The 20,302-nt window shown below is 71.7% G+C and carries 19 protein-coding genes; 7 read left to right on the top strand and 12 right to left on the bottom strand.

The window, feature by feature from the left end; genetic code table 11:
- Positions 1–8: 8 nt before the first annotated feature.
- The 3 genes from ACGF2Y_RS05385 to panB form a co-directional block, all read right to left on the bottom strand.
- Positions 9–869 carry an ABC transporter permease gene (locus tag ACGF2Y_RS05385; RefSeq protein ID WP_392943378.1) on the bottom strand — a complete coding sequence of 287 codons (861 nt, stop codon included), beginning with the start codon at positions 867–869 and terminating at the stop codon, positions 9–11.
- Positions 866–1,879, bottom strand: a complete 1,014-nt coding sequence (locus tag ACGF2Y_RS05380) for an ATP-binding cassette domain-containing protein (RefSeq protein ID WP_392943377.1) — start codon at positions 1,877–1,879, stop codon at positions 866–868. The genes ACGF2Y_RS05385 and ACGF2Y_RS05380 overlap by 4 nt, the downstream gene beginning before the upstream one ends.
- A 223-nt stretch (positions 1,880–2,102) precedes the next feature.
- A complete protein-coding gene (gene panB / locus ACGF2Y_RS05375) occupies positions 2,103–2,984 on the bottom strand; it encodes a 3-methyl-2-oxobutanoate hydroxymethyltransferase (protein ID WP_392943376.1) in 882 nt (293 codons plus the stop codon).
- A 235-nt stretch (positions 2,985–3,219) separates the two neighbouring features.
- On the opposite strand from panB, the gene ACGF2Y_RS05370 reads away from it, so the two are divergent.
- The 4 genes from ACGF2Y_RS05370 (at position 3,220) to ACGF2Y_RS05355 (ending at position 8,512) form a co-directional block, all read left to right on the top strand.
- On the top strand, positions 3,220–4,824 hold the full coding sequence (locus ACGF2Y_RS05370; protein ID WP_392943375.1) for an MFS transporter: 1,605 nt from the start codon (positions 3,220–3,222) through the stop codon (positions 4,822–4,824).
- A gap of 243 nt (positions 4,825–5,067) precedes the next feature.
- The gene (locus ACGF2Y_RS05365; RefSeq protein ID WP_392943374.1) at positions 5,068–5,733 is read left to right on the top strand and encodes a TetR/AcrR family transcriptional regulator; all 666 of its coding nucleotides are present in this window, start codon (positions 5,068–5,070) and stop codon (positions 5,731–5,733) included.
- 221 nt (positions 5,734–5,954) lie between these two features.
- Positions 5,955–6,983, top strand: coding sequence for an endonuclease/exonuclease/phosphatase family protein (locus tag ACGF2Y_RS05360; protein WP_392943373.1), 1,029 nt, complete (start codon positions 5,955–5,957; stop codon positions 6,981–6,983).
- Positions 6,984–7,222: 239 nt separating this feature from the next.
- On the top strand, positions 7,223–8,512 hold the full coding sequence (locus ACGF2Y_RS05355) for an MFS transporter (protein ID WP_392943372.1): 1,290 nt from the start codon (positions 7,223–7,225) through the stop codon (positions 8,510–8,512).
- On the opposite strand, the gene ACGF2Y_RS05350 is transcribed toward ACGF2Y_RS05355, so the two are convergent.
- The 6 genes from ACGF2Y_RS05350 to ACGF2Y_RS05325 form a co-directional block, all read right to left on the bottom strand.
- Positions 8,487–10,238 (bottom strand): NAD+ synthase, encoded by a 1,752-nt coding sequence (locus ACGF2Y_RS05350; protein ID WP_392943371.1) that lies wholly within the window; start codon positions 10,236–10,238, stop codon positions 8,487–8,489. The two genes, ACGF2Y_RS05355 and ACGF2Y_RS05350, sit on opposite strands and share 26 nt — an antisense overlap.
- 120 nt (positions 10,239–10,358) lie before the next feature.
- Positions 10,359–11,963, bottom strand: a complete 1,605-nt coding sequence (locus ACGF2Y_RS05345; protein WP_392943370.1) for a multicopper oxidase family protein — start codon at positions 11,961–11,963, stop codon at positions 10,359–10,361.
- Positions 11,964–12,048: 85 nt separating this feature from the next.
- Positions 12,049–12,495 (bottom strand): hypothetical protein, encoded by a 447-nt coding sequence (locus ACGF2Y_RS05340; RefSeq protein WP_392943369.1) that lies wholly within the window; start codon positions 12,493–12,495, stop codon positions 12,049–12,051.
- Between the two features lie 185 nt (positions 12,496–12,680).
- The gene (locus tag ACGF2Y_RS05335) at positions 12,681–13,106 is read right to left on the bottom strand and encodes a CBS domain-containing protein (protein WP_392943368.1); all 426 of its coding nucleotides are present in this window, start codon (positions 13,104–13,106) and stop codon (positions 12,681–12,683) included.
- A gap of 160 nt (positions 13,107–13,266) precedes the next feature.
- Positions 13,267–14,109: a DUF305 domain-containing protein gene (locus ACGF2Y_RS05330; RefSeq protein WP_392943367.1), complete on the bottom strand. Its 843-nt coding sequence runs from the start codon at positions 14,107–14,109 to the stop codon at positions 13,267–13,269.
- Positions 14,106–14,804, bottom strand: coding sequence for a DUF3105 domain-containing protein (locus ACGF2Y_RS05325; protein WP_392943661.1), 699 nt, complete (start codon positions 14,802–14,804; stop codon positions 14,106–14,108). Before ACGF2Y_RS05325 ends, ACGF2Y_RS05330 begins: the two co-directional genes overlap by 4 nt.
- A gap of 255 nt (positions 14,805–15,059) precedes the next feature.
- On the opposite strand from ACGF2Y_RS05325, the gene glnA reads away from it, so the two are divergent.
- Positions 15,060–16,421 carry a type I glutamate--ammonia ligase gene (glnA, locus tag ACGF2Y_RS05320; RefSeq protein ID WP_003969536.1) on the top strand — a complete coding sequence of 454 codons (1,362 nt, stop codon included), beginning with the start codon at positions 15,060–15,062 and terminating at the stop codon, positions 16,419–16,421.
- A 282-nt stretch (positions 16,422–16,703) separates the two neighbouring features.
- Here glnA and ACGF2Y_RS05315 read toward each other — a convergent pair whose 3' ends face one another.
- Positions 16,704–17,000: a hypothetical protein gene (locus ACGF2Y_RS05315; protein WP_392943366.1), complete on the bottom strand. Its 297-nt coding sequence runs from the start codon at positions 16,998–17,000 to the stop codon at positions 16,704–16,706.
- Between the two features lie 296 nt (positions 17,001–17,296).
- Positions 17,297–17,635, bottom strand: a complete 339-nt coding sequence (locus tag ACGF2Y_RS05310) for a hypothetical protein (protein WP_392943659.1) — start codon at positions 17,633–17,635, stop codon at positions 17,297–17,299.
- Between the two features lie 160 nt (positions 17,636–17,795).
- On the opposite strand from ACGF2Y_RS05310, the gene ACGF2Y_RS05305 reads away from it, so the two are divergent.
- Both ACGF2Y_RS05305 and ACGF2Y_RS05300 read left to right on the top strand, forming a co-directional pair.
- Positions 17,796–18,560: a GntR family transcriptional regulator gene (locus tag ACGF2Y_RS05305; protein ID WP_392943365.1), complete on the top strand. Its 765-nt coding sequence runs from the start codon at positions 17,796–17,798 to the stop codon at positions 18,558–18,560.
- A 337-nt stretch (positions 18,561–18,897) separates the two neighbouring features.
- The gene (locus ACGF2Y_RS05300) at positions 18,898–19,695 is read left to right on the top strand and encodes a putative protein N(5)-glutamine methyltransferase (RefSeq protein ID WP_392943364.1); all 798 of its coding nucleotides are present in this window, start codon (positions 18,898–18,900) and stop codon (positions 19,693–19,695) included.
- On the opposite strand, the gene ACGF2Y_RS05295 is transcribed toward ACGF2Y_RS05300, so the two are convergent.
- Complete coding sequence (locus ACGF2Y_RS05295; RefSeq protein WP_392943363.1) at positions 19,680–20,240, bottom strand: pyridoxamine 5'-phosphate oxidase family protein; 561 nt, start codon at positions 20,238–20,240, stop codon at positions 19,680–19,682. The genes ACGF2Y_RS05300 and ACGF2Y_RS05295 overlap by 16 nt on opposite strands.
- Positions 20,241–20,302: the final 62 nt, after the last annotated feature.

The raw sequence follows: 20,302 nt of genomic DNA, 5'->3' as shown, positions 1-20,302 counted from the left end.
CCCCTGCTTCAGGCCTTCCTGCGGAACTTGGCGACCGCCAGCGGAGCCACCACCACCGTGATCCCGGCGGCCCAGGCGAGCGTCCACCAGACCGATTCCGCGACCGGGTCGCCCTGCATGAGCCCGCGCGCCGCGTCCGCGAGGTTGGACAGCGGGTTGTGGTCGGTGAACGCCTGGAGCCAGCCCGGCATGGTCTGCGGCGGCGCGAAGATCGAGGAACCGAACTGCAGCGGCATCAGCACGAGCATCGCCGTCCCCTGAACAGCCTGGGCCGTCTTCATGGCCAGCCCGAGCAGGATGAAGATCCACATCATGGCGGCGCCGAACGCCGCGGCCAGCGCGACCGCTCCGAGGAGCCCGAACACCGAGCCGTTCAGCTCCATACCGAGGGCGAACCCCATGGCGAGCAGGATCAGCGTGGCGACCAGCAGCCGGCCCAGCTCGACCACGATCTTGGCGACGAGCACCGAGGAGCGGGCGATCGGCATCGTCCGGAACCGGTCCATGACCCCCTTGCGGAAGTCGTCGTTGACGCCGGTGCCGACGGCCATGGCGATGTTCACGCCCATCATCGCCATCAGCCCGGGGACCAGGTAGTTCACATAGGACTGCCGGTCACCGCCGAGGCTGGCGCCGACCGAGCCGCCGAAGACGTACACGAAGAGCACGATGAAGACGACCGGCATCAGCAGGACGTCGAACATCGACTCGGGGTCCTTCTTGATCTGGAGCAGATTGCGCCGGACCAGCGCCCCGACGTGCCGCAGATCGGCCCGCATCCCTATCCGGCCCTCCTCGGCCACCCGGTCCTTCGACGGACCGGTGCCCGCGGACCCGACGGGGGCGGGGGGCAGTGTCGTGGTGTTCACGCGGCGACCTCCTGGGGAGCCCGGTCGGAGAGGGGAGTGGCCTTGTCGCCGGTGATCGCGAGGAACACCTCGTCGAGGCTGGGCAGGGCCGTCGAGACATGGGCGAGGGAGAACCCCCGGACGCCCAGCAGCCCGATGACAGCGGTCAGCTGCTCGTCGCTGAGGATCGGCACGTGCAGCAGTCCCTCGTCCGGCACGGCCTGCGCCCCGGCGACGCCGTCGAGCCCGGCCTCCCGGATCGCCCGCGCCATCGCGGCCAGCTCCGCCGGGTCCGATGGCCGGATCCGCAGGGTGCGTCCCCCGACCTTGGCCTTCAGCTCGTCGACCCCGCCCCGGGCGATGATCTTCCCCTGGTCGATGACGGTCAGCTCCTTGGCGAGCTGCTCCGCCTCCTCCATGTACTGGGTGGTCAGCAGCACGGTCGCGCCCTCGGCGACCATCCGCCGCACCTCGTCCCAGACCTCGTTACGGGTCCGGGGGTCGAGCCCCGTCGTCGGCTCGTCCAGGTAGAGCACGGCGGGGCTGCCGATCATCGAGGCGGCCAGGTCGAGCCGGCGGCGCATCCCGCCGGAGTACTCCATGCAGGCCCGCCTGGCGGCCCCGGTGAGCGAGAACCGCTCCAGCAGCTCGTCGGCGCGGGCCCGCGCCTGTTTGCGGGGCAGATCGAGCAGCCGCCCGATCATGTAGAGGTTCTCCCAGCCGGAGAGCTTCTCGTCGACCGAGGCGTACTGCCCGGTCAGGCCGATGGTGCGGCGGAGCTGCCGGGGCTGCTTCACCACGTCGTAGCCCGCGACGAACGCGTGGCCGGCGTCGGGAGTGACCAGGGTGGACAGGCAGCGTACGAGGGTGGTCTTGCCGGCGCCGTTGGGGCCGAGCACACCGAGGACGGCGCCTTCGCGGACGTCTAGGTCCACGCCGTCCAGCGCTTTGGTCTCGCCGTAGTGCTTGACCAGCCCCCGTACCTCGACGGCGTTCCGGCCGCTGTTGGGGTTCTTGTCGATTCGTTCCATGTCCACCAGCAGACCAGCGCCCGCCGACAGGCCGCCGACACGGCCCGGCACCGGCCGTCGCGCAGGCGACAGCCCGCCGACGGGGGATGTCGGCGGGCTGTCGGTGGTGCGGGAAATGGTCGGTGGACCAGCAGGTCCGCCATGGGCCGCCGGCCAGTGGAACGTGGCTCCGGCGGTCAGCGGAATGTGGCTGCGGCGGTCAGTGGAACGTGTGCTCCGGCGGTCAGTGGAAGGTGTGCTCCGGCGCCGGGAACGTGCCGCCGACGACCTCGTCCGCGAACTCCTTCGCCGCGTCGCCGAGGACCTGCCGCAGGTTCGCGTACTGCTTGGTGAAGCGCGGCACCTTGCCGCCGGTCAGCCCGACCATGTCCGTGTAGACCAGCACCTGCGCGTCGGTCGCGGAACCGGCGCCGATGCCGACGGTCGGGATGTGCAGCGTACGGGTGACCTCGGCGGCCAGCTCGGCGGGCACCAGCTCCAGTACGACGGCGAACGCGCCCGCGTCCTGCACGGCCTTGGCGTCGCGCAGCAGCTGCTGCGCGGCCTCCTCGCCGCGCCCCTGGACCCGGTAGCCCATCGCGTTGACGGACTGCGGGGTCAGGCCGATGTGGCCCATGACCGGGATGCCGGCCTCGACCAGCAGCCGGATCTGCTCGTGGGACCGCTCGCCGCCCTCCAGCTTGACCGCGCCGACGCCCGACCCTTTGATCAGCCGGGTGGCGTTGCGCAGCGCCTGGACGGGGCCTTCCTGGTACGAGCCGAAGGGCAGGTCGCCGACGATCAGGGCGCGCTTGGTGCCCCGTACGACGGCGGCGGACAGCATGGCGATCTCGTCCATCGTGACGGGCACGGTGGTCTCGTAGCCGAGGTGGCAGTTGCCCATGGAGTCCCCGACGAGCATGACCGGGATCCCGGCCTCGTCGAAGACGGACGCGGTCATCGCGTCGTAGGCGGTGAGCATCGGCCACTTCTCGCCGCGCTCCGTGGCGGCGGCGATGTCGTGGACGGTGATGCGGCGGGTGGACTTCCCTCCGTACAGCGCTTTGCTGCTGTCGGCGGAGGCGCCCGCGGGGGAGGACGGATTCTGTGCAGCCGGAAGCGACATGGCCGGTGGCTCCTTCGTCATCTCGAGGCGCCCTGACGGCGTCCCCGGATCCCTTCCATGGTGGCATCCCGCCCCGCTCCTCGGGAAGTGGGCCCGCACGTGTGTCCGGACCCCCTGCCCCGAGGGGAAAGCGGCCCCCAGGGGAAAGCGGCCCCGAGGGGAAAGCGGCGGCCTCGGGGGAAAGCTTTAACAATACGAGACGGTCTCGTATCGAAATGGAGCTAGGATCGTCCCCATGCCCATACCGTCCGGCGCTCCCGCCGCCGTGCCCCGTGTTCCCGAGGCGATCCACCGCCGCCGCTGGTGGATTCTCGCCGTCCTCATGTTCAGCCTGCTCATCGTGGTGCTGGACAACTCGATCCTGAACGTCGCGGTCAAGACGATCGCCGGCCCGGCACCCACCGGTATCGGCGCCACCCAGAGCGAGCTGGAGTGGGCGATCAACTCCTACACGCTCGTCTTCGCCGGACTCCTGTTCACCGCCGGCCTGCTGGGCGACCGCATCGGCCGCAAGAAGGTCCTCCTCGCCGGCATCCTGGTCTTCGGCACCGGCTCCGCGCTGGCCGCCTTCTCCGCCTCACCCGGCGAGCTCATCACCTGGCGGGCGCTGATGGGCTTCGGCGCGGCCTTCGTGATGCCCGCGACCCTCGCCGTCCTGATGAACGTCTTCGAGCGCGACGAGCAGCCCAAGGCCATCGGCATCTGGGCGGGCAGCGTCGGGCTCGGCATCGCCATCGGCCCGATCACCGGCGGGCTGCTCCTGGAGCACTTCTGGTGGGGCTCGATCTTCCTGGTGAACGTCCCCGTGGTCGTGATCGCGCTGGTCGCCATGGCGATCCTGGTCCCGGACTCCCGCGACCCGAACCCCGGCAAGGTCGACCCGGTGGGCGTCGCGCTCTCCGTCGTGGGCCTGGTCCTGCTGGTGTACGGGATCATCCGGGGCGGCGAACTGGCCGACTTCACCGATACGACCGTTCTCCTCTCCATCGTCGGCGGGCTGCTGGTGCTGGCCGGATTCGTCTGGCACGAGAAGCGCAGCAGCCACCCGGCCATCGACATCACGTACTTCCGCGAGCCCGCGTTCTCCGCCGCCGTCGCCGCCATCGCGCTGGTCTTCTTCGCGCTGATGGGAGTGACCTTCTTCGCCGCCTTCTACCTCCAGAGCGTGCGCGGCTACACCGCCCTGGAGTCGGGCCTGCTGATCGTTCCGCTCGCCGCCGCGCAGATGATCTTCGCGCCCCGGGCCCGGCTGGTCGTCGACCGCTTCGGCGCCCGCGCGGTCTGCACGGTGGGCATGCTGCTCGTCGCCGCCGGGCTCGCCTCGTTCGCCCTGTTCGACGCCGGTACGCCGGTGTGGGCGATGTGCCTCGTCTTCTTCGTCCAGGGCACCGGGATGGCGCACATCATGCCGCCCGTCACCGTCGCCGTGATGCAGGCCCTGCCCCGCGAGAAGGCCGGTTCCGGATCGGCGATCAACAACACCTTCCGCCAGGTCGGCGGCGCGCTCGGGATCGCCGTCCTCGGCTCGGTGCTCTCCACCGTCTACCGGGGCGACATCGAGGGTCACCTCGGCGCGGTCCCGGCCGGGGTCAGGGACATGGCGGGGGAGTCCATCGAGGCCACGCTCGGGGTCGCCGAGAAGCTCGGCCCGGTGGCCGGAAAGCCGTTGGCCGCCGCCGCCAACGACGCGTTCATCAGCGCCATGCACGTGACCGCGCTCGGCTCGGCGGCCGTCGCCCTGATCGGGGCGGTCGTCGTCGGCCTGTTCCTGCCCGGCCGGACCCCGGCGGCGGAGGCCCCCGAGGAAGCCCGGCCCACGGAGGAACAACTGAGCCACTGACGAACCGATCGGCCACTGACGAACCGACGGTCCACGGCCGGCCCGGTGAGGCTCGTCGCTCAGCGCTCCCAGGGTCGGCGAGAATCGGGGCGACGTGCGTACGCGGAACGACGGGCGGACGTACAACGGACGTACGGCAGACGTACGAACGTACGGCGGACGTATGGCGTACGTACGCCGGTCGTGCGCCAGGCGTGCGCCGGGACGTACGAGGGACGACGGCGCGGTGAGAGGCGGTTTCAGGTGCAAGGCCAGGACGGCGAGCGGGACGGGTGCGGGGCACGGGACGGGGGCGAGCGACCGGCCGGGGCGGCTGATCCGGAGCCCCGCCGCGGACGGCCCCGTTCCGCCGCGGCGGAACGGGCGATCCTGGACGCCGTCATCGCCCTCCTGGAGGCGGGCGAGCCGCTGGCGGGCCTCTCCATCGAGCGCATCGCACGCACGGCGGGCGTCGGCAAGGCCACCATCTACCGGCGCTGGGGCGGAAAGGAGGAGCTCTTCGTCGACGTCGTACGCGACATGGAGCCCACCGACCCGCCCGTCTCCGGCACCGCGGGCCTGGCCGACCTGCGCGTGATGATGGAATCGATGCGCACCCGGGGCCTCGCCCAGCGTTCCTCGGTGCTCCTGGTCAACATCTTCGCCCAGATGAAGAGCCACCCGAAGCTGTGGGAGGAGTACTTCAGCACGGTGATCGCCCCCCGGCGCGTCGCGATGCTGGAGGCGGTGCGGCGCGCCGTCGCCGCCGGGGAACTGCGCGACGACCTCGACGTGGAGCTGATCGACGACCTCTTCGTCGGCCCCATGCTCGTCCGCACGGTGCACCGCCCCGACGCGCCGCTCCCCGAGGACCTCGTGGACCGCGTCATCGCCGCTCTGCTGGGGGGCCTCGCCCCCGGACAAGTGTGATCGTTCCCTCATAAGGCCCCCCGACCGGCCCCGGGCCGGAACCCGCCGTCCCGCATCTGTCGTCCTGCCTTCCGTACGGGGTCTCCGTAGCTCTCCGTACGGTCGTCGGACGCCGGACAGGTCGCCGGACAGGCCGGCGGACCGGCGGAGGGAATGGCGCAGCTCATCGCCTAGGGTCGTGAGCGCGGCAATGGGCAGGGCACGGCAGTGAGGACAGCGCGATGGTGCAGGCGTACGGAGCGGACACGGGCAACGGCAGCGCGGAGCAGCCGGGGGCCGGAGGATCCCGCTTCCGGGGCCTGTGGGACCGTCTGACGTCCGACCGGGGCATCTGGCGGCGCGGGATCGTGCTGGCCCTCTGCTCGGTCCTGCTGACCCTGCTGATGGTCCTCCACGCCCAGGTCCCGAACCGGCTCGGCAACCTCGGCAGCCTCATCGAGACGTTCCTGCCGTGGGTCGCGCTCTTCGTCCCGGTGCTGCTGGTCCTGGCCCTGGTGCGGCGCTCCGCGACCGCCCTGATCGCGCTGCTGCTGCCCGCCGTGGTCTGGCTCAACGTGTTCGGGGGCCTGCTCACCGACAAGAGCGGCGGCGGTGGCGGCGACCTCACCGTCGCCACCCACAACGTCAACGCCGGCAACCCCGACCCCGAAGGCACCGCCCAGCAGGTCGCCGGTTCCGGGGCGGACGTCGTGGCCCTCCAGGAACTCCCGGGCCGGCAGGTCCCCACGTACGAGAAGTCGATGGCCGACCGCTATCCGTACCACTCGGTCCAGGGCACCGTCGGGCTGTGGAGCAAGTACCCGCTCAGCGACACCGAGCCGGTCGACATCAAGATGGGCTGGACCCGGGCGATGCGCTCCACGGTCACGACCCCGCAGGGCGAGGTCGCGGTGTACGTGGCCCACCTGCCGTCCGTCCGCGTGAAGCTGCACGCCGGGTTCACCGCCAACCAGCGCGACGACAGCGCCGACGCGCTCGGCGAGGCCATCGCCGACGAGCCGGTGAAGCGTGTCGTCCTGCTCGGCGACCTGAACGGCACGATGAACGACCGCTCGCTGAACGCGGTCACCTCCCAGATGCGTTCCACCCAGGGTGCGGCGGGCGACGGCTTCGGATTCAGCTGGCCCGCTTCGTTCCCGATGGCCCGGATCGACCAGATCATGGTGAAGGGGGTCGAGCCGCTGTCCTCCTGGACGCTCGCGGCGACCGACAGCGACCACCTCCCGATCGCGGCCCGCGTGGAGCTGTGACGCATCCGGTGGGACGGGTGGAGCTGTGACGCATCCGGTGGGACGGGTGGGACGGGCGGGAGACCGACAGGTCCGGCGAGTCCGGTGCAACGAGCTGTTCACCCGCCGGTAGGCGTCCCGGCATGAGCGTCTGCGAGAATTTGTTCCGGTAACTTACATATGGCGTGAGCCGCTGTCCGGCACCTGTGTGCCGCGGCGGCGGCTCCCTGCCGCGCACCACCGTGAAAGGTTCCCTCCCCATGCCCCTGGCCCTCCTCGCCCTGGCCGTGAGCGCCTTCGGCATAGGCACGACGGAGTTCGTCATGATGGGGCTGCTGCCCAACGTGGCGGACGACCTCGGGACCTCCGTGCCCACCGCCGGATACCTCGTGTCGGCGTACGCGATCGGTGTCGTCGTGGGCGCGCCCCTGCTCACCGGCCTCGGCTCACGGGTCCCGCGCAAGCGGATGCTGCTGCTCCTGATGGCGCTGTTCACCGTCGGCAACCTGGCCTCCGCGCTCGCCCCGGACTTCGGCTGGCTGATCGCGGGCCGCTTCCTCGCCGGTCTGCCGCACGGCGCGTTCTTCGGCGTCGGCGCGGTCGTGGCCGCCCGGCTGGTCTCCGAGGGCCGTCAGGCGCGGGCGGTGGCGACGATGTTCCTCGGTCTGACGGTCGCCAACATCGTCGGCGTCCCCGCGGCGACCCTGCTCGGCCAGCACCTCGGCTGGCGGGCCACGTTCCTCGTGGTCGCGGCGATCGGCCTCGCCGCGATGGCCGCCCTGGCCCGCCTGGTGCCCGGCATCCCGGTCGAGGCGCACCAGGACGTACGCCGCGAACTCCGCGCCCTCGGCAACCGTCAGGTGCTGCTCGGCCTGCTCACCGCGGTCTTCGGCTTCGCCGGGGTCTTCGCGGTGTACTCCTACCTCTCGGCCATGACCACGAAGGCGATGGGCTTCGGCGAATCCTCCGTCACTTTGGTCCTGGCCCTCTTCGGCATCGGCATGACCCTGGGCGCCCTGGCAGCGGGCCCCCTCACGGACCGGGCACTGCGCCCGACCCTGTACGGATCGCTCGGCGCACTCGCGGTGGTCCTGGTGGTCTTCCCGTTCGTGGTGCACGTGCAGTGGGCGGCGCTGGTGATGGTGGTGCTGCTGGGCGGAGTCGGCTTCATGACGACGACCCCGCTCCAGATGCTGGTGATGAACAAGGCGAAGGACGCCCCGACCCTGGCCTCCGCCTCCAACCACTCCGCGTTCAACCTGGCCAACGCGGGCGGCGCCTGGCTGGGCGGCGTGGCCATCGCGTCGGGCTGGGGCTGGACGTCCCCGGCCCTGGTCGGCGCGGTGCTGGCGGTGACCGGCCTGGCGGTGGCAGTGACAGCGGGCTGCCTGGACCGGGGCCCGGCGCGGAAATCCCGCGTGGTGGTGGCAGCGAACCAGGCCCGTCCGGCGCCCTCTCCGGCCTGTCCGGCGTTCGAGGACGGAACCGTTGCGCCGGGCGGGCCCGCGGCCACGTCGACGCCCCCTACGACTCGCGCCACCGGTTCGTGATCGGCAGCCGCCGGTCCTTCCCGAACCCCTTGGGCGAGATCTTCGTCCCCGGCGGATACTGCCGCCGCTTGTACTCCGCCGTGTCCACCATCCGCAGCGTCTTCGCCACCAGCTCCGCGTCGAACCCGGCCGCCACGATGGCATCAAGACCCTGGTCCCGGTCCACGTACATCTCCAGGATCGCGTCCAGGACGTCGTAGTCCGGCAGCGAGTCCGTGTCGACCTGCCCCGGCCGCAGCTCCGCGCTCGGCGGCTTGGTGATCGAGGCCTCCGGGATCGGCGGCGTCTGCCCCCGCTCCTCGGCGGCCCGGTTGCGCCACTTCGCCAGCCGGAAGACCGACGACTTGTAGACGTCCTTGATCGGCCCGTACGCGCCGACCGCGTCCCCGTACAGCGTGGAGTAACCGACCGCCAGCTCCGACTTGTTGCCCGGCGCCAGCACGATCTGCCCCTCCTGGTTGGACAGGGCCATCAGCATCGTGCCGCGCAGCCGCGCCTGGAGGTTCTCCTCGGCGAGGCCGGTGAGCTGGAGCGACCCCATATAGGCGTCGAACATCGGCTCGATCGGTACGGTGCGGAAGTTCAGCCCGGTCCGCCGCGCCAGCTCGGCCGCGTCGCCCTTGGAGTGGTCCGAGGAGTACTTCGACGGCATCGACACCCCGTACACGTGCTGAGCGCCGAGCGCGTCGCACGCGATGGCCGCGCAGATCGCCGAGTCGATCCCGCCGGAGAGCCCGATCAGCACACTGCTGAAACCGTTCTTCGCGGCGTACGCGCGCAGCCCGACGACCAGCGCGGAGTAGATCTCCTCGTCGTCCTCCAGCCGCTCCGCGTACCCGCCCGCCAGCTCCGGCTCGTACGCGTCCACGGGCTGCTCGGACAGCACCACATGGTCGATGCGCAGCCCGTCGTCCACCACACCCGAGGGCGCCACGGCCCCGGCGGCGGGCAGCTCCAGATCGAGGATGACGCTGCCCTCGGAGAACTGCGGGGCGCGGGCGATGACCTCGCCCTCCTTGTCGACGACGATCGAGTCGCCGTCGAAGACCAGCTCGTCCTGTCCGCCGATCATCGCCAGGTAGGCCGTCGTGCAGCCGGCCTCCTGGGCCCGCTTGCGGACCAGCTCCAGCCGGGTGTCGTCCTTGTCCCGCTCGTACGGCGAGGCGTTGATCGACAGCAGCAGCCCGGCCCCGGCGGACCGGGCGGCCGGGACGCGCCCGCCGTCCTGCCACAGGTCCTCGCAGATCGCGAGGGCCACGTCGATGCCGTGGACCCGGACGACGGGCATCGAGTCGCCCGGCACGAAGTACCGGAACTCGTCGAACACCCCGTAGTTCGGCAGGTGGTGCTTGGCGAAGTTGAGCGCGACCCCGCCCCGGTGCAGCACGGCGGCGGCATTGCGCGGGGAGCCGGCCGGCTGCCCGTAGCGCGCCGCGCCGTGCTCGGAGCGGTCCAGGTAACCGACGACGACCGGCAGTTCGCCGAAGCCCTCCGCGTCGAGCCGGGCGGCCAGCGCACGCAGCGCCTGTCGCGAGGCCTCGACGAAGGACGACCGCAGGGCCAGGTCCTCGACGGGGTATCCGGTCAGCACCATCTCGGGGAACGCCACCAGGTGGGCGCCCTGCTCGGCGGCGTGCCGGGTCCAGTGGACGATCGCCTCGGAGTTGCCGGCGAGGTCGCCGACGGTCGAGTCGATCTGATTCAGTGCGAGGCGTAGTTGAGGCACGCCGCCCAGTGTAATCGTCTTTCTGACGCGATGTCCCGGCGGGCCGGGCAAAAACTGCCGCGGCCCGCCGAAACCGCAGGTCGAAGCGGAATCCGCCCCGGCCGGCCGAGGGCCGTACGGTCAGCTCCGGTAACCGAGGACCGTCATCATCCCCGCCTCCGCGTGGTAGACGTTGTGGCAGTGGACCATCCACAGCCCCGGGTTGTCGGCGTCGAACTCCACGGTCAGCGACCGGTGCGGCAGCACGATCGCGGTGTCCTTACGGGCCCCGGCGGCGTTCCCGCCGAGCGCGAAGGTGTGCCCGTGCAGATGCAGCGGGTGCCACATGGCCGTCCCGTTGTCGAAGACGACCCGCACCCGCTCGCCCGCCTCGACCGGCCGCCGCTGCTCCGCGCTGTACGGCTGTCCGTCGAAGGCCCAGTCGTACGCCGCCATCCCACCGGTGAGCCGGATCCGGATCGTCCGGTCCGGCGCACGGGCCGGCAGCGCCACCGACGGGTCCGGCACCAGCCGCCCCGCCTCCACCAGCTTCCCGTCCAGTTCCCGGGGGCGTACGGAGGCGGCGGGCGCGGCCCCGCTCCCGGTCCGCAGCACGGCCAGCGCGGACGCCTCCGTCCCCGCGGTCTTCTTCCCCTCGGCCAGCGCGGTCAGCGGGAACACCCCGTCGCCGGCGGTGACGAGGACGTCGTACCGCTCGCCCATCCCCAGCAGCAGCGCGTCACCCGTGGTGTGCCGGACCGGGAACCCGTCGGTGTGCGTCACGGTCATCCGGTGCCCGCCGAGCGCGACACGGAAGGCGGTGTCGCCACCGGCGTTGATGATCCGCAGCCGGATACGGTCACCGGGCCGCGCGGTGAATGACTCCGGGTCCTCCGGCACCCGCCCGTTGACCAGGTAGTGCGGATAGGCCACATCGCCGGCGTCCCCGCCGAGCAGCTCACTGGTGGCCCCCATCATCATCCGCGAGGGCCCGTCACCGCCCGGCTCGCCCTCACCCTCACTCTTGCCCTTTCCCTCGCCGGACATGGTGTGCGCGCCGTGATCCATCCCGCCGCCCATGCCGCCGGACAGCTCCTTGAGGACGGCGTCCGGAGTGGACCCGTCCACCCCGTCGACCCAGTCGTCGAGGACGACGACCCACTCCTTGTCGTACGCCAACGGCTCCTTCGGGTCCTCGACGATCAGCGGCGCGTACAGCCCCCGGTCCTGCTGGACGCCGGAGTGCGGGTGGAACCAGTACGTCCCCGGATGCGGCACGGCGAACCGGTAGGCGAAGTCGGCACCCGGCGCGATCTCCCGCTGGGTCAGCCCGGGGACCCCGTCCATGTCGTTGCGCAGGGCGAGCCCGTGCCAGTGCAGGGAGGTGGGCTCCGGCAGGTGGTTGGCGAGGGTGAGCGCGAGCGTGTCGCCCGCCGTCACCCGCACCTCGCGTCCGGGCAGCCGGTCCCCGTACGCCCAGGAGGCGACGGTCCGCCCGCCGCCGAGGTCGAGCCGGGCGCGGGTGGCGGTGAGGGAGACCTCGCGTACGGGCCCGGAGCCGCGCGCCGCCTCGGTCGCCTCGACCTCCTTGCCGCCGGGGGAGACGTACGTACCTGAGTCCTGTGCCCCGCCGGGGGAGTGCGTACCGCCGTGGCCGCTGCCGTCGGAACAGCCGGCGAGGGCTCCCGTACCGGCGACGGCGAGAGCGGCGCCGAGCACGGCGCGTCGAGTGGGTTGCGTGGGCATGCCGAATACACCTCTGAAGATCTGAAGAGCGTTGGTTCCGGTGGTTCCGGTGGTTCAGGGAGGGGCGGAGGTGAAACGCCCACTCCTAAATACGCAGCACCGAAACGCTGGCGAGCACCGATATCCGGGGCGGCGGGACCGGCCGGAGTACCCGCAGTAGCCCCGCACCCACCGGCGTACCGAGGGGCCGCCCGTCGGCGCGCAGCCCGAGCAGCCAGGAACCGAGGAGGGCGAGGCCCCACACACCGAGGACGGCGAGGCAGACGGAGAGCGGATCCATGCCGCTCATGGGGGTGCCGGAGGCGGGGGAGTCGTGCGGCGGCAGGTGTCGCACGTCGGCGGCGCCCGCGGCCGGGGCGGGGACCGGGCCGGGGGCCTGGGCCAGGTGCCCGGTCATGGCGGGGGCTGACGGCGAACCGCTGTGCTCCGCCGGATGCCCGACCGTATGCATGGTGACGATGCCGAACAGTAAGGCGGCGAACAGCATCAGCCGCCCGTACGTCCCGCTTCCGCTCCACGCCGTGCCCGCCATGCGGGCAGCCTACCCCCGGCGGGTATGCGAACGAACGGCGACCCGGCACCCCGCGACCGGAACGGGCCGTGGGCGTCGGGCCACCGTCACACGTGCTCGCAGCTGCTCACGCACGTACCTGCGCACATCCATGCGTACGCACACCGGCACGTGTTCCCGGCTTCACGCACGTGTTTCCCGGCTTCTCAGCTGCGGGAGTAGACCTTCTCGGCCCAGCCCGCGATCTGCTCCTCGGTGAGGTGCTGCGCGAGGTCGGCCTCGCTGATCATGCCGACCAGCTTCTTGTTCTCGACGACGGGCAGCCGGCGGATGCGGTGGGTCTGCATCTCCTCCAGGACCGCGTTCACATCGGCCTCCGCCTCGATCCAGCGGGGCGTGCCCTGCGCCAGATCGCCCGCTGTGATCTCCGCCGGATCGTGTCCCTTGGCCACACAGCCGACGACGATGTCGCGGTCGGTGATGATGCCGACCATCCGGTCCGACTCGCCGTTGGCGGAGACGGGCAGCGCCCCCACGTTGTGCTCGCGCATCAGCTGCGCCGCACGGTCGAGGGTCTCGTGGGCCGGGATCCAGCGGGCCCCGCTGTGCATGATGTCTTTGGCGGTCGTCATGGGGGATTTCCTCCTGCGTGCTGATGGCATGCGGTACGGCCCCGAGCGCAACCCATCGTCATCGGCCCGCCGGGGCCGCGCGACCGCAACCATCCGTTCGGGTGTGCCGGCAGGAGGGCGAAAGCTGACGTACCCGCTGTCCGGGCCCGGCCGGCCCGGCTCAGGACCGGGGCGTGGCTTTCCGCTCGGCCAGCATGTCCCGCATCAGCCCCAGCTCGGACCGCTGACCCTCCACCATGCCCCGGGCGAGCCGCTGCTCGGCCGGAACCGCGCACAGCGACGCACAGGCCTCGGCCATGGCGACGCCGCTCCTGTGGTGGTCCGTCATCAACTGGAGGAAGAACACCTCGGCCTGCTCGCCGTCGAGGCGCCCGAGCCGCTCCAGCTCGGAGCGGCCGGCCATGCCCGCCATGCGTACGCCATCAGCAGCGCTGCCGGCACCTGCTCCGGCCCCGGTCTCGGCACCGCCCGAGTCATGCCCACCGTGCCCGTGCCCTTTCCCCTGCCCCGGCCCCTGTCCGTGTCCCTTCCCGTGTGCATCCGTATCGGCCGTCCAGGCCATGGGCTGCTCCCCGGCCGGGGCGATCTTCGGCAGCTCCCACAGGTCGAGCAGGCCGAGCAGGCCGAGCAGCATCCCGCGCTGGTTGGCCTGGGTGTTGGCGATGTCGTAGGCGAGTCGGCGCACGTCCTCGTCGTCCGTGCGGTCGCGGACGACGAAGGACATCTGGACGGCCTGCTGGTGGTGGACGGCCATGTCCCGGGCGAACCCGGCGTCGGCGGAGGAGGCCGCCGGAACACGGGCGTAGCCCTGCCCCTGCCCCTGCCCATCTGCGTCCCCGTCCCCGCCCCCGTCGCCGCGTGCGGAGGCGACCGTGGCCGCCCCCGCGAAGAGCAGCGCCAGGGCGACGGCGGTCCCTGCGGCCCATCGGACACGTCGGGTCTTCCGCCGCTCCACGAGGGTGTGGGCGTCCTCGTCCTGCGGTGTCCGCTGCCCCGCCGTCACCGCGGCACCGTCGCCAGCCCGCCGGTGCAGGGTGCGCCGGGCTCGGGCGTCTGCGGACCCTGGACGAACTGGGTGAGGAACTGGTCCACCCGCTGGTCGGCGGCGGAGTCCACGGTGACCTGCTTGCCCCAGGCACTGAGCATGATCGCGCCCTCCTGGCCGGCGTACGGGCTCATCAGCGTGAACGGGGTCCTCTTGACGCGCTCGGCGAGCTCGGCCACGTCGGTAGCGGCGGCCTTGTCGTTGTACGTGACCCAGACCGCGCCGTGCTCCAGGGAGTGCACGGCGTTGACGTCGGCGAGGGCCTCTTCGTATACGTCGCCGTCGCAGTTCATCCAGGACTGGTTGTGGTTGCCGCCGACCGGGGGCTTCATCGGATAGTCGACCGGGCCCGCCACGTGGTCGCGGCCCAGCTTCGCCGCGTCCCAGGACTTCAGCCCCTCGATGGCCCCGCCCTTGGCGTCGCCGTGGGAGTCGCCGTGCCCGCCCGGATGCTTGCCGTCCTGGGCCGCCGAGGCGTCGCCTGACTTCTCGTTCGCCTCGGAGCGCTCCAGCAGCGGGTACGAGCCGAAGGTGACGAGACCGGCCACGACGGCGGCGCCCAGCCCTGTGGCGATGGCCCGGTTGCGGGCGGAGCGGGCGCGGGTGTCGGGGGCCTGCGGCTGCGGCTGCGGGTACCGGGGATCGAAGCTCAGTCGTCGGGTCCTTCCGCGAAGGGGCCGGGAGGCGGGAGGACGGTCCGTGGACCGATGCGCGCGGACGGGCGGGAAAGCCGGTCATCGCTCGGTCACCGCCCCCGTGCGCCACGGTCGCCGATCGTAGTGGGTGGCCGAGTGCTCCCTCTCACACCGAGTGCGTAATGTGGGTGAAATCCCGGGTCGTGATACTGGCAGTGTCTCCCCTACCCCGGGCGGTGGTGCACGGACCGTCTGAACTGCAAGGATGTGGCAATGGACAAGCAGCAGGAATTCGTCCTCAGGACCCTTGAGGAGCGCGACATCCGCTTCGTGCGGCTGTGGTTCACCGACGTCCTCGGGTTCCTCAAGTCCGTCGCCGTCGCTCCGGCCGAGCTGGAGCAGGCCTTCGACGAGGGCATCGGCTTCGACGGCTCGGCGATCGAGGGCTTCGCGCGGGTCTACGAGTCGGACATGATCGCCAAGCCGGACCCGGGCACCTTCCAGATCCTGCCCTGGCGCGCGGAAGCCCCGGGCACCGCGCGGATGTTCTGCGACATCCTGATGCCCGACGGCTCCCCCTCCTTCGCCGACCCTCGCTACGTGCTGAAGCGCATCCTCGCGAAGACGTCGGACCTCGGCTTCACCTTCTACACCCACCCCGAGATCGAGTTCTTCCTGCTGAAGAACAAGCCGGTCGACGGCACCCGCCCGACCCCGGCGGACAGCTCGGGCTACTTCGACCACACGCCGCAGAACGTCGGCATGGACTTCCGCCGCCAGGCGATCACCATGCTCGAATCGATGGGCATCTCGGTCGAGTTCAGCCACCACGAGGGCGCCCCCGGCCAGCAGGAGATCGACCTGCGGTACGCGGACGCGCTCTCCACGGCGGACAACATCATGACGTTCCGTCTGGTGATGAAGCAGGTGGCGCTGGAGCAGGGCGTGCAGGCCACGTTCATGCCCAAGCCGTTCTCGGAGTACCCCGGTTCGGGCATGCACACCCACCTCTCCCTCTTCGAGGGCGACCGCAACGCCTTCTACGAGTCGGGCGCGGAGTACCAGCTCTCCAAGGTCGGCCGCTCCTTCATCGCGGGCCTGCTGACGCACGCCGCGGAGATCTCGGCCGTCACCAACCAGTGGGTCAACTCCTACAAGCGCATCTGGGGCGGCTCCTCCCGCGCGGCCGGCGCGGGCGGCGAGGCCCCCTCGTACATCTGCTGGGGCCACAACAACCGCTCCGCGCTCATCCGCGTCCCGATGTACAAGCCCGGCAAGACCGGCTCGGCCCGCGTCGAGGTCCGCTCCATCGACTCCGGCGCCAACCCGTACCTCACCTACGCGGTCCTGCTCGCCGCGGGCCTCAAGGGCATCGAGGAGGGCTACGAACTCCCGGCTGGCGCCGACGACGACGTCTGGGCCCTCTCCGACGCCGAACGCCGTGCGATGGGCATCGAGCCGCTCCCGCAGAACCTGGGCGAGGCGATCTCGCTGATGGAGAAGAGCGAACTGGTCGCCGAGACGCTGGGCGAGCACGTCTTCGACTTCTTCCTCCGCAACAAGAAGCAGGAGTGGGAGGAGTACCGCAGCGAGGTCACGGCCTTCGAGCTGAAGAACCTGCTGCCGGTGCTGTAGCGCCGCCTGTCGGGCGTGGAGCCCGCGTGCGTGACTGACGAGTTCGGGCCGACGGTGTCACACCGTCGGCCCGAAGCCGTTTGCGGGCCGGAAGCGCAGGCCGGTTGTTCAGCAGCGGCAGCGGCAGCGGCGGCAGCAGCGGACCGGCCGGTGCGGGTCCTTCCGACAGGCCGGGCCGGGCCGGTGAGGCCGATCAGGCGTATGCGGTGCGGCAGCGTCCTGTCCGCGGCCTGGCCCGCACCGTTCTGCGACGGAGGTGCGAGCCGGACGTGACAGGGCGCGCTACACCGGCGGCGTCCCCGGCGGTGACGGCGCGGGGGGCGGGTTGGGCAGCGGCGGGCCCGGGTCCGGCGGGGTCTTCGGGGGGCCGCTGCCGTGTTTCCCGTCGTTCAGGAGCTTGCGGGCCGTCAGGCCGTAGACGCCGAACGGCGGGAAGAGGTCGACGCGGCACGGGTAGTTGCCCTCCGCGCACTCCTCGCAGAGCAGGTCGCGGCCGGCGGGGGTCTGCCGGGCGGCGGTGACCGGGGCGTTCCAGCACGCCTCGCAGGTACGGGTGTCCGTGGCGGAGAGCGTGATCACCCGGGCCTCCCGGGCGGTGGTGTCGGTAAGGGCCGGCAGGTAGGACGCATCAGGTGCCTCCGTCGCTGGTGGATGGGTGGCGAACCGGCCCGGCCGCTGTCCCGCGAGGAACGGGCGGCCGGGACCGGGATCAGGGGGTGCAGGGGGTCACGGGGGCGGCCCGGCCGTCCGGAAAGCGGCGGGCAGCCGCGCCGGCCGGGCCGGGCGCCGTCGTCCCGGGCCTCGGGTGGGGCACGGGGCCGTGTGGGTCCGGGCCGGTGCCGGGGCCCGGGGCGACGGCAGCCGTGCACCCCACCTCATCTGCGGGTCTCCCGCCAGACACGGACGAGCTTCGTGGCGTCGGGGCAGGCCGTGCCGGTCCGGCAGGCGGTGCAGGTCATCGTGTGGCCGAGCAGGGCGCGGTACGCCGCGTCGGGGGATTCGTTCGTGGTCACGTTCGCCTCTCTGCTGATCTCGGCCCAGACGTATTCGGAGGTGCGGGTGCGGGTGTGTCCGTAGCGGTCCGCCGTGGCCAGGGCGGCGAGGACGGCCGCGTGGGCGGTCGCGCTCAACTCGGCGGGGAGATCGGCCTCGACGCGGAAGCCGTCCAGGTCGGTGGCCACGCGAGACGCGGTGCCTGTGGCGGCGGTGAGCATGCCGGTCAGTGCCGCGACCCGCGCTTGTGCAGAGCGCACACTTCTCCCCTGGTGAACCGAATGTCACTCCATGTAATGCTGAGTATTCAGCTTCAACCTGATGGGTTAGCTTTGTCAACAGCGACGCCCCTATCGACGCCGAACACACGGAGCTGCTCAAATGCCACGTGATACGCCGTACTTGAAGGTGGCGGACGAACTGCGGGCACGCGTACGAGCCGGTGAATGGGCGGTCGGGGACAAGCTGCCGTCCCGGGCGCGGTTCGCCGAGGAGTACGGCGTCGGCCAGTCCGTGGCGCAGCGGGCCATGGAGCGCCTGATCATCGAGGGCATCCTCGAAGGCCGCGCGGGCTCCGGCACGTACGTCCGCCGGGCCCGCGAGCGCCGGCGCATGGTCCGCTCACGCCACCGTGAGCAGCGCAACAAGAGCCCGTTCGCCGCGAACATGAGCGAGCTCGACCACGAGGCCGACTGGGAGTGCACCAGCACGGCCCGCGTTCCCGCGCCGGAGGACATCGCGGAACGCCTGGCGATCGAGCCCGGCGACCTCTGTGTCGTGACCGACTACGAGTTCCTCGCCGACGGCATGCCCGTACAGCTCGCCAAGAGCTGGGAGCCGATGGCCATCACGGACGGGACGCCGGTCCTGCTCCCGGAGATGGGTCCGCACGGCAAGATCGGCGTGGTCGAGCGCATGCGCTCCATCGGCGTGGGCATCACCACCGGCATCGAACTGCCCCGCCCGGCCCGCGCGACGCGCGAACAGGCCAACCTGCTCGGCATCTCCATCGGTGACCTGGTCATCGAGATCGAGCGCACGTACTTCGACCGTGATGGCCGCCCCGTGGAGACGGCGAACATCGTCGTGCCGGACATCCGCTGGGAGATCGCCTACGAGATCCGCGTCGACCAGCCCGATCCCTGAGCCGGGGGCCGAAGGACCGTGCTCCCGCCGAGCCCGGTCCTTCGGTGCTCCGCTCCCGGTCGGTGATGTGGAACGCGTAGCCGAGGACCGGCCGGGCAGCCCGTCCCCATGCCCCGTACAGGCGTGGGAACGGGCTGTTGTACTGTTATGACCCCCGTACGCCACGGGGACCGACGAGATCGACCGAGGAGGTGAGACCCATTACCGCTGGATCAGGCTGGGTGCTCACCCCGCGCGATCACGTCGAACGACCGGCAGCGGCAACAGCGGCAGCCGACCGGACGAACTAGGACGATCGCGGAGCGCCCATCGGTTTTTCCCGAAAGGCTTCGCTCGTATGCCGGTTCACCCCGCTGTCTCCTCCTCCACCGTCGCCGCCCTGCGCCGCGCCGGCTGTGTCTTCGCCGAGGACGAGGCCCGCCTCCTCCACGAGGCCACCACCTCCCCGGACGAACTGTCCGCCCTCGTCGAGCGCCGCGCCGCCGGACTGCCGCTCGAACACGTCCTGGGCTGGGCGGACTTCCACGGCCGCCGGTTCGCCGTGGACACCGGCGTCTTCGTGCCCCGCCGGCGTACGGAGTTCCTGGTGGCGCAGGCCGCCGCCCTCGCACCCCGCAGGGCCGTCGTCGTCGACCTCTGCTGCGGTTCCGGCGCGCTCGGCGTCGCCCTCGCCTGCGCGTCGGAGGCGGCCGAACTGCACGCCTGCGACGTCGAGCCCGCCGCCGTGCGCTGCGCCCGGCGCAACGTCGGCGACCTGGGGCAGGTCTACGAGGGCGACCTGTTCGCCCCGCTGCCCGCCGCCCTGCGCGGCCGGGTCGACGTGCTGCTGGCCAACGTCCCCTATGTCCCCACCGACGACATCGAGCTGCTGCCCGCCGAGGCCCGCGTCCACGAACCGCGCGTCGCTCTGGACGGGGGCGGCGACGGGCTCGACGTCATGCGCCGGGTCGCCGCCGAAGCGCCCGCGTGGCTCGCGCCCGGCGGCAGTCTGCTCGTGGAGGCGAGCGAGCGGCAGCGGGACACGGCGGTCGAGGTCCTGCGCACCGCCGGGCTGAGCACCCGGGTCCTGGTCTCCGAGGAGCTGTACGCCACCGTCCTCGTCGGGACGGGCCCGGCGGATCACATGAAGCGGTAGCGCGTCTGGCTGTACGGCTCCCCCTTGCCGAAGCCGAAGGCCGTACGGGGGCGGACCGCGAACACGTGGGCGTGGCCCGCCCCCGCCTGGACGAAGCTGCCGTCCTCGACGTCGAAGTGCCAGTCGCCGCCGTACTTCGCCTCCCACTGCCGGGCCAGCGCGGTCAGCCGGCCGTGGTCGGTCACCCGGTCCGCCCGGCCCTCCACCACCATGTCGAAGCCGGAGTCCAGGGTGTTCGCGCCCGTCGTCAGGACCACCTCGGGGTTGGCCGCCAGGTTGCGTGCCTTGCGCTCCTCGGGGCCCGTACAGAAGTGGAGGGCGCCGTCGGACCAGACGCCGATCAGCGGGGTGGCGTGGGGGCGGCCGTCCGGGCGGACCGTGGACAGCCAGTACAGCGGGGCACCGGCGAGTACGGCGGCCGCCTCCGGCCAGGGGCGGGCCGTCGCGCCCCCGCTGCTGTAGCGGGCGTCCAGCTCGGTCGCCGGGGCCGGGGCGGGGGCATCGGCCGGGGAACGGTCGGGCAGGGGGTGCTCGGTCGTGGACATGGTTCCTCCGCGGGGACGTCAAAGGGGTGCTGTCAGGTGCTTTCCCCCTGGGGTGGACTCCG

It is taken from the genome of Streptomyces sp. NPDC048142, from assembly GCF_043202835.1.
In the GTDB taxonomy this organism is placed as follows: Bacteria; Actinomycetota; Actinomycetes; order Streptomycetales; family Streptomycetaceae; genus Streptomyces.
The sequence above is the reverse complement of the archived record's forward strand: the minus strand, read 5'-3'. Positions and strand labels throughout refer to the sequence as shown.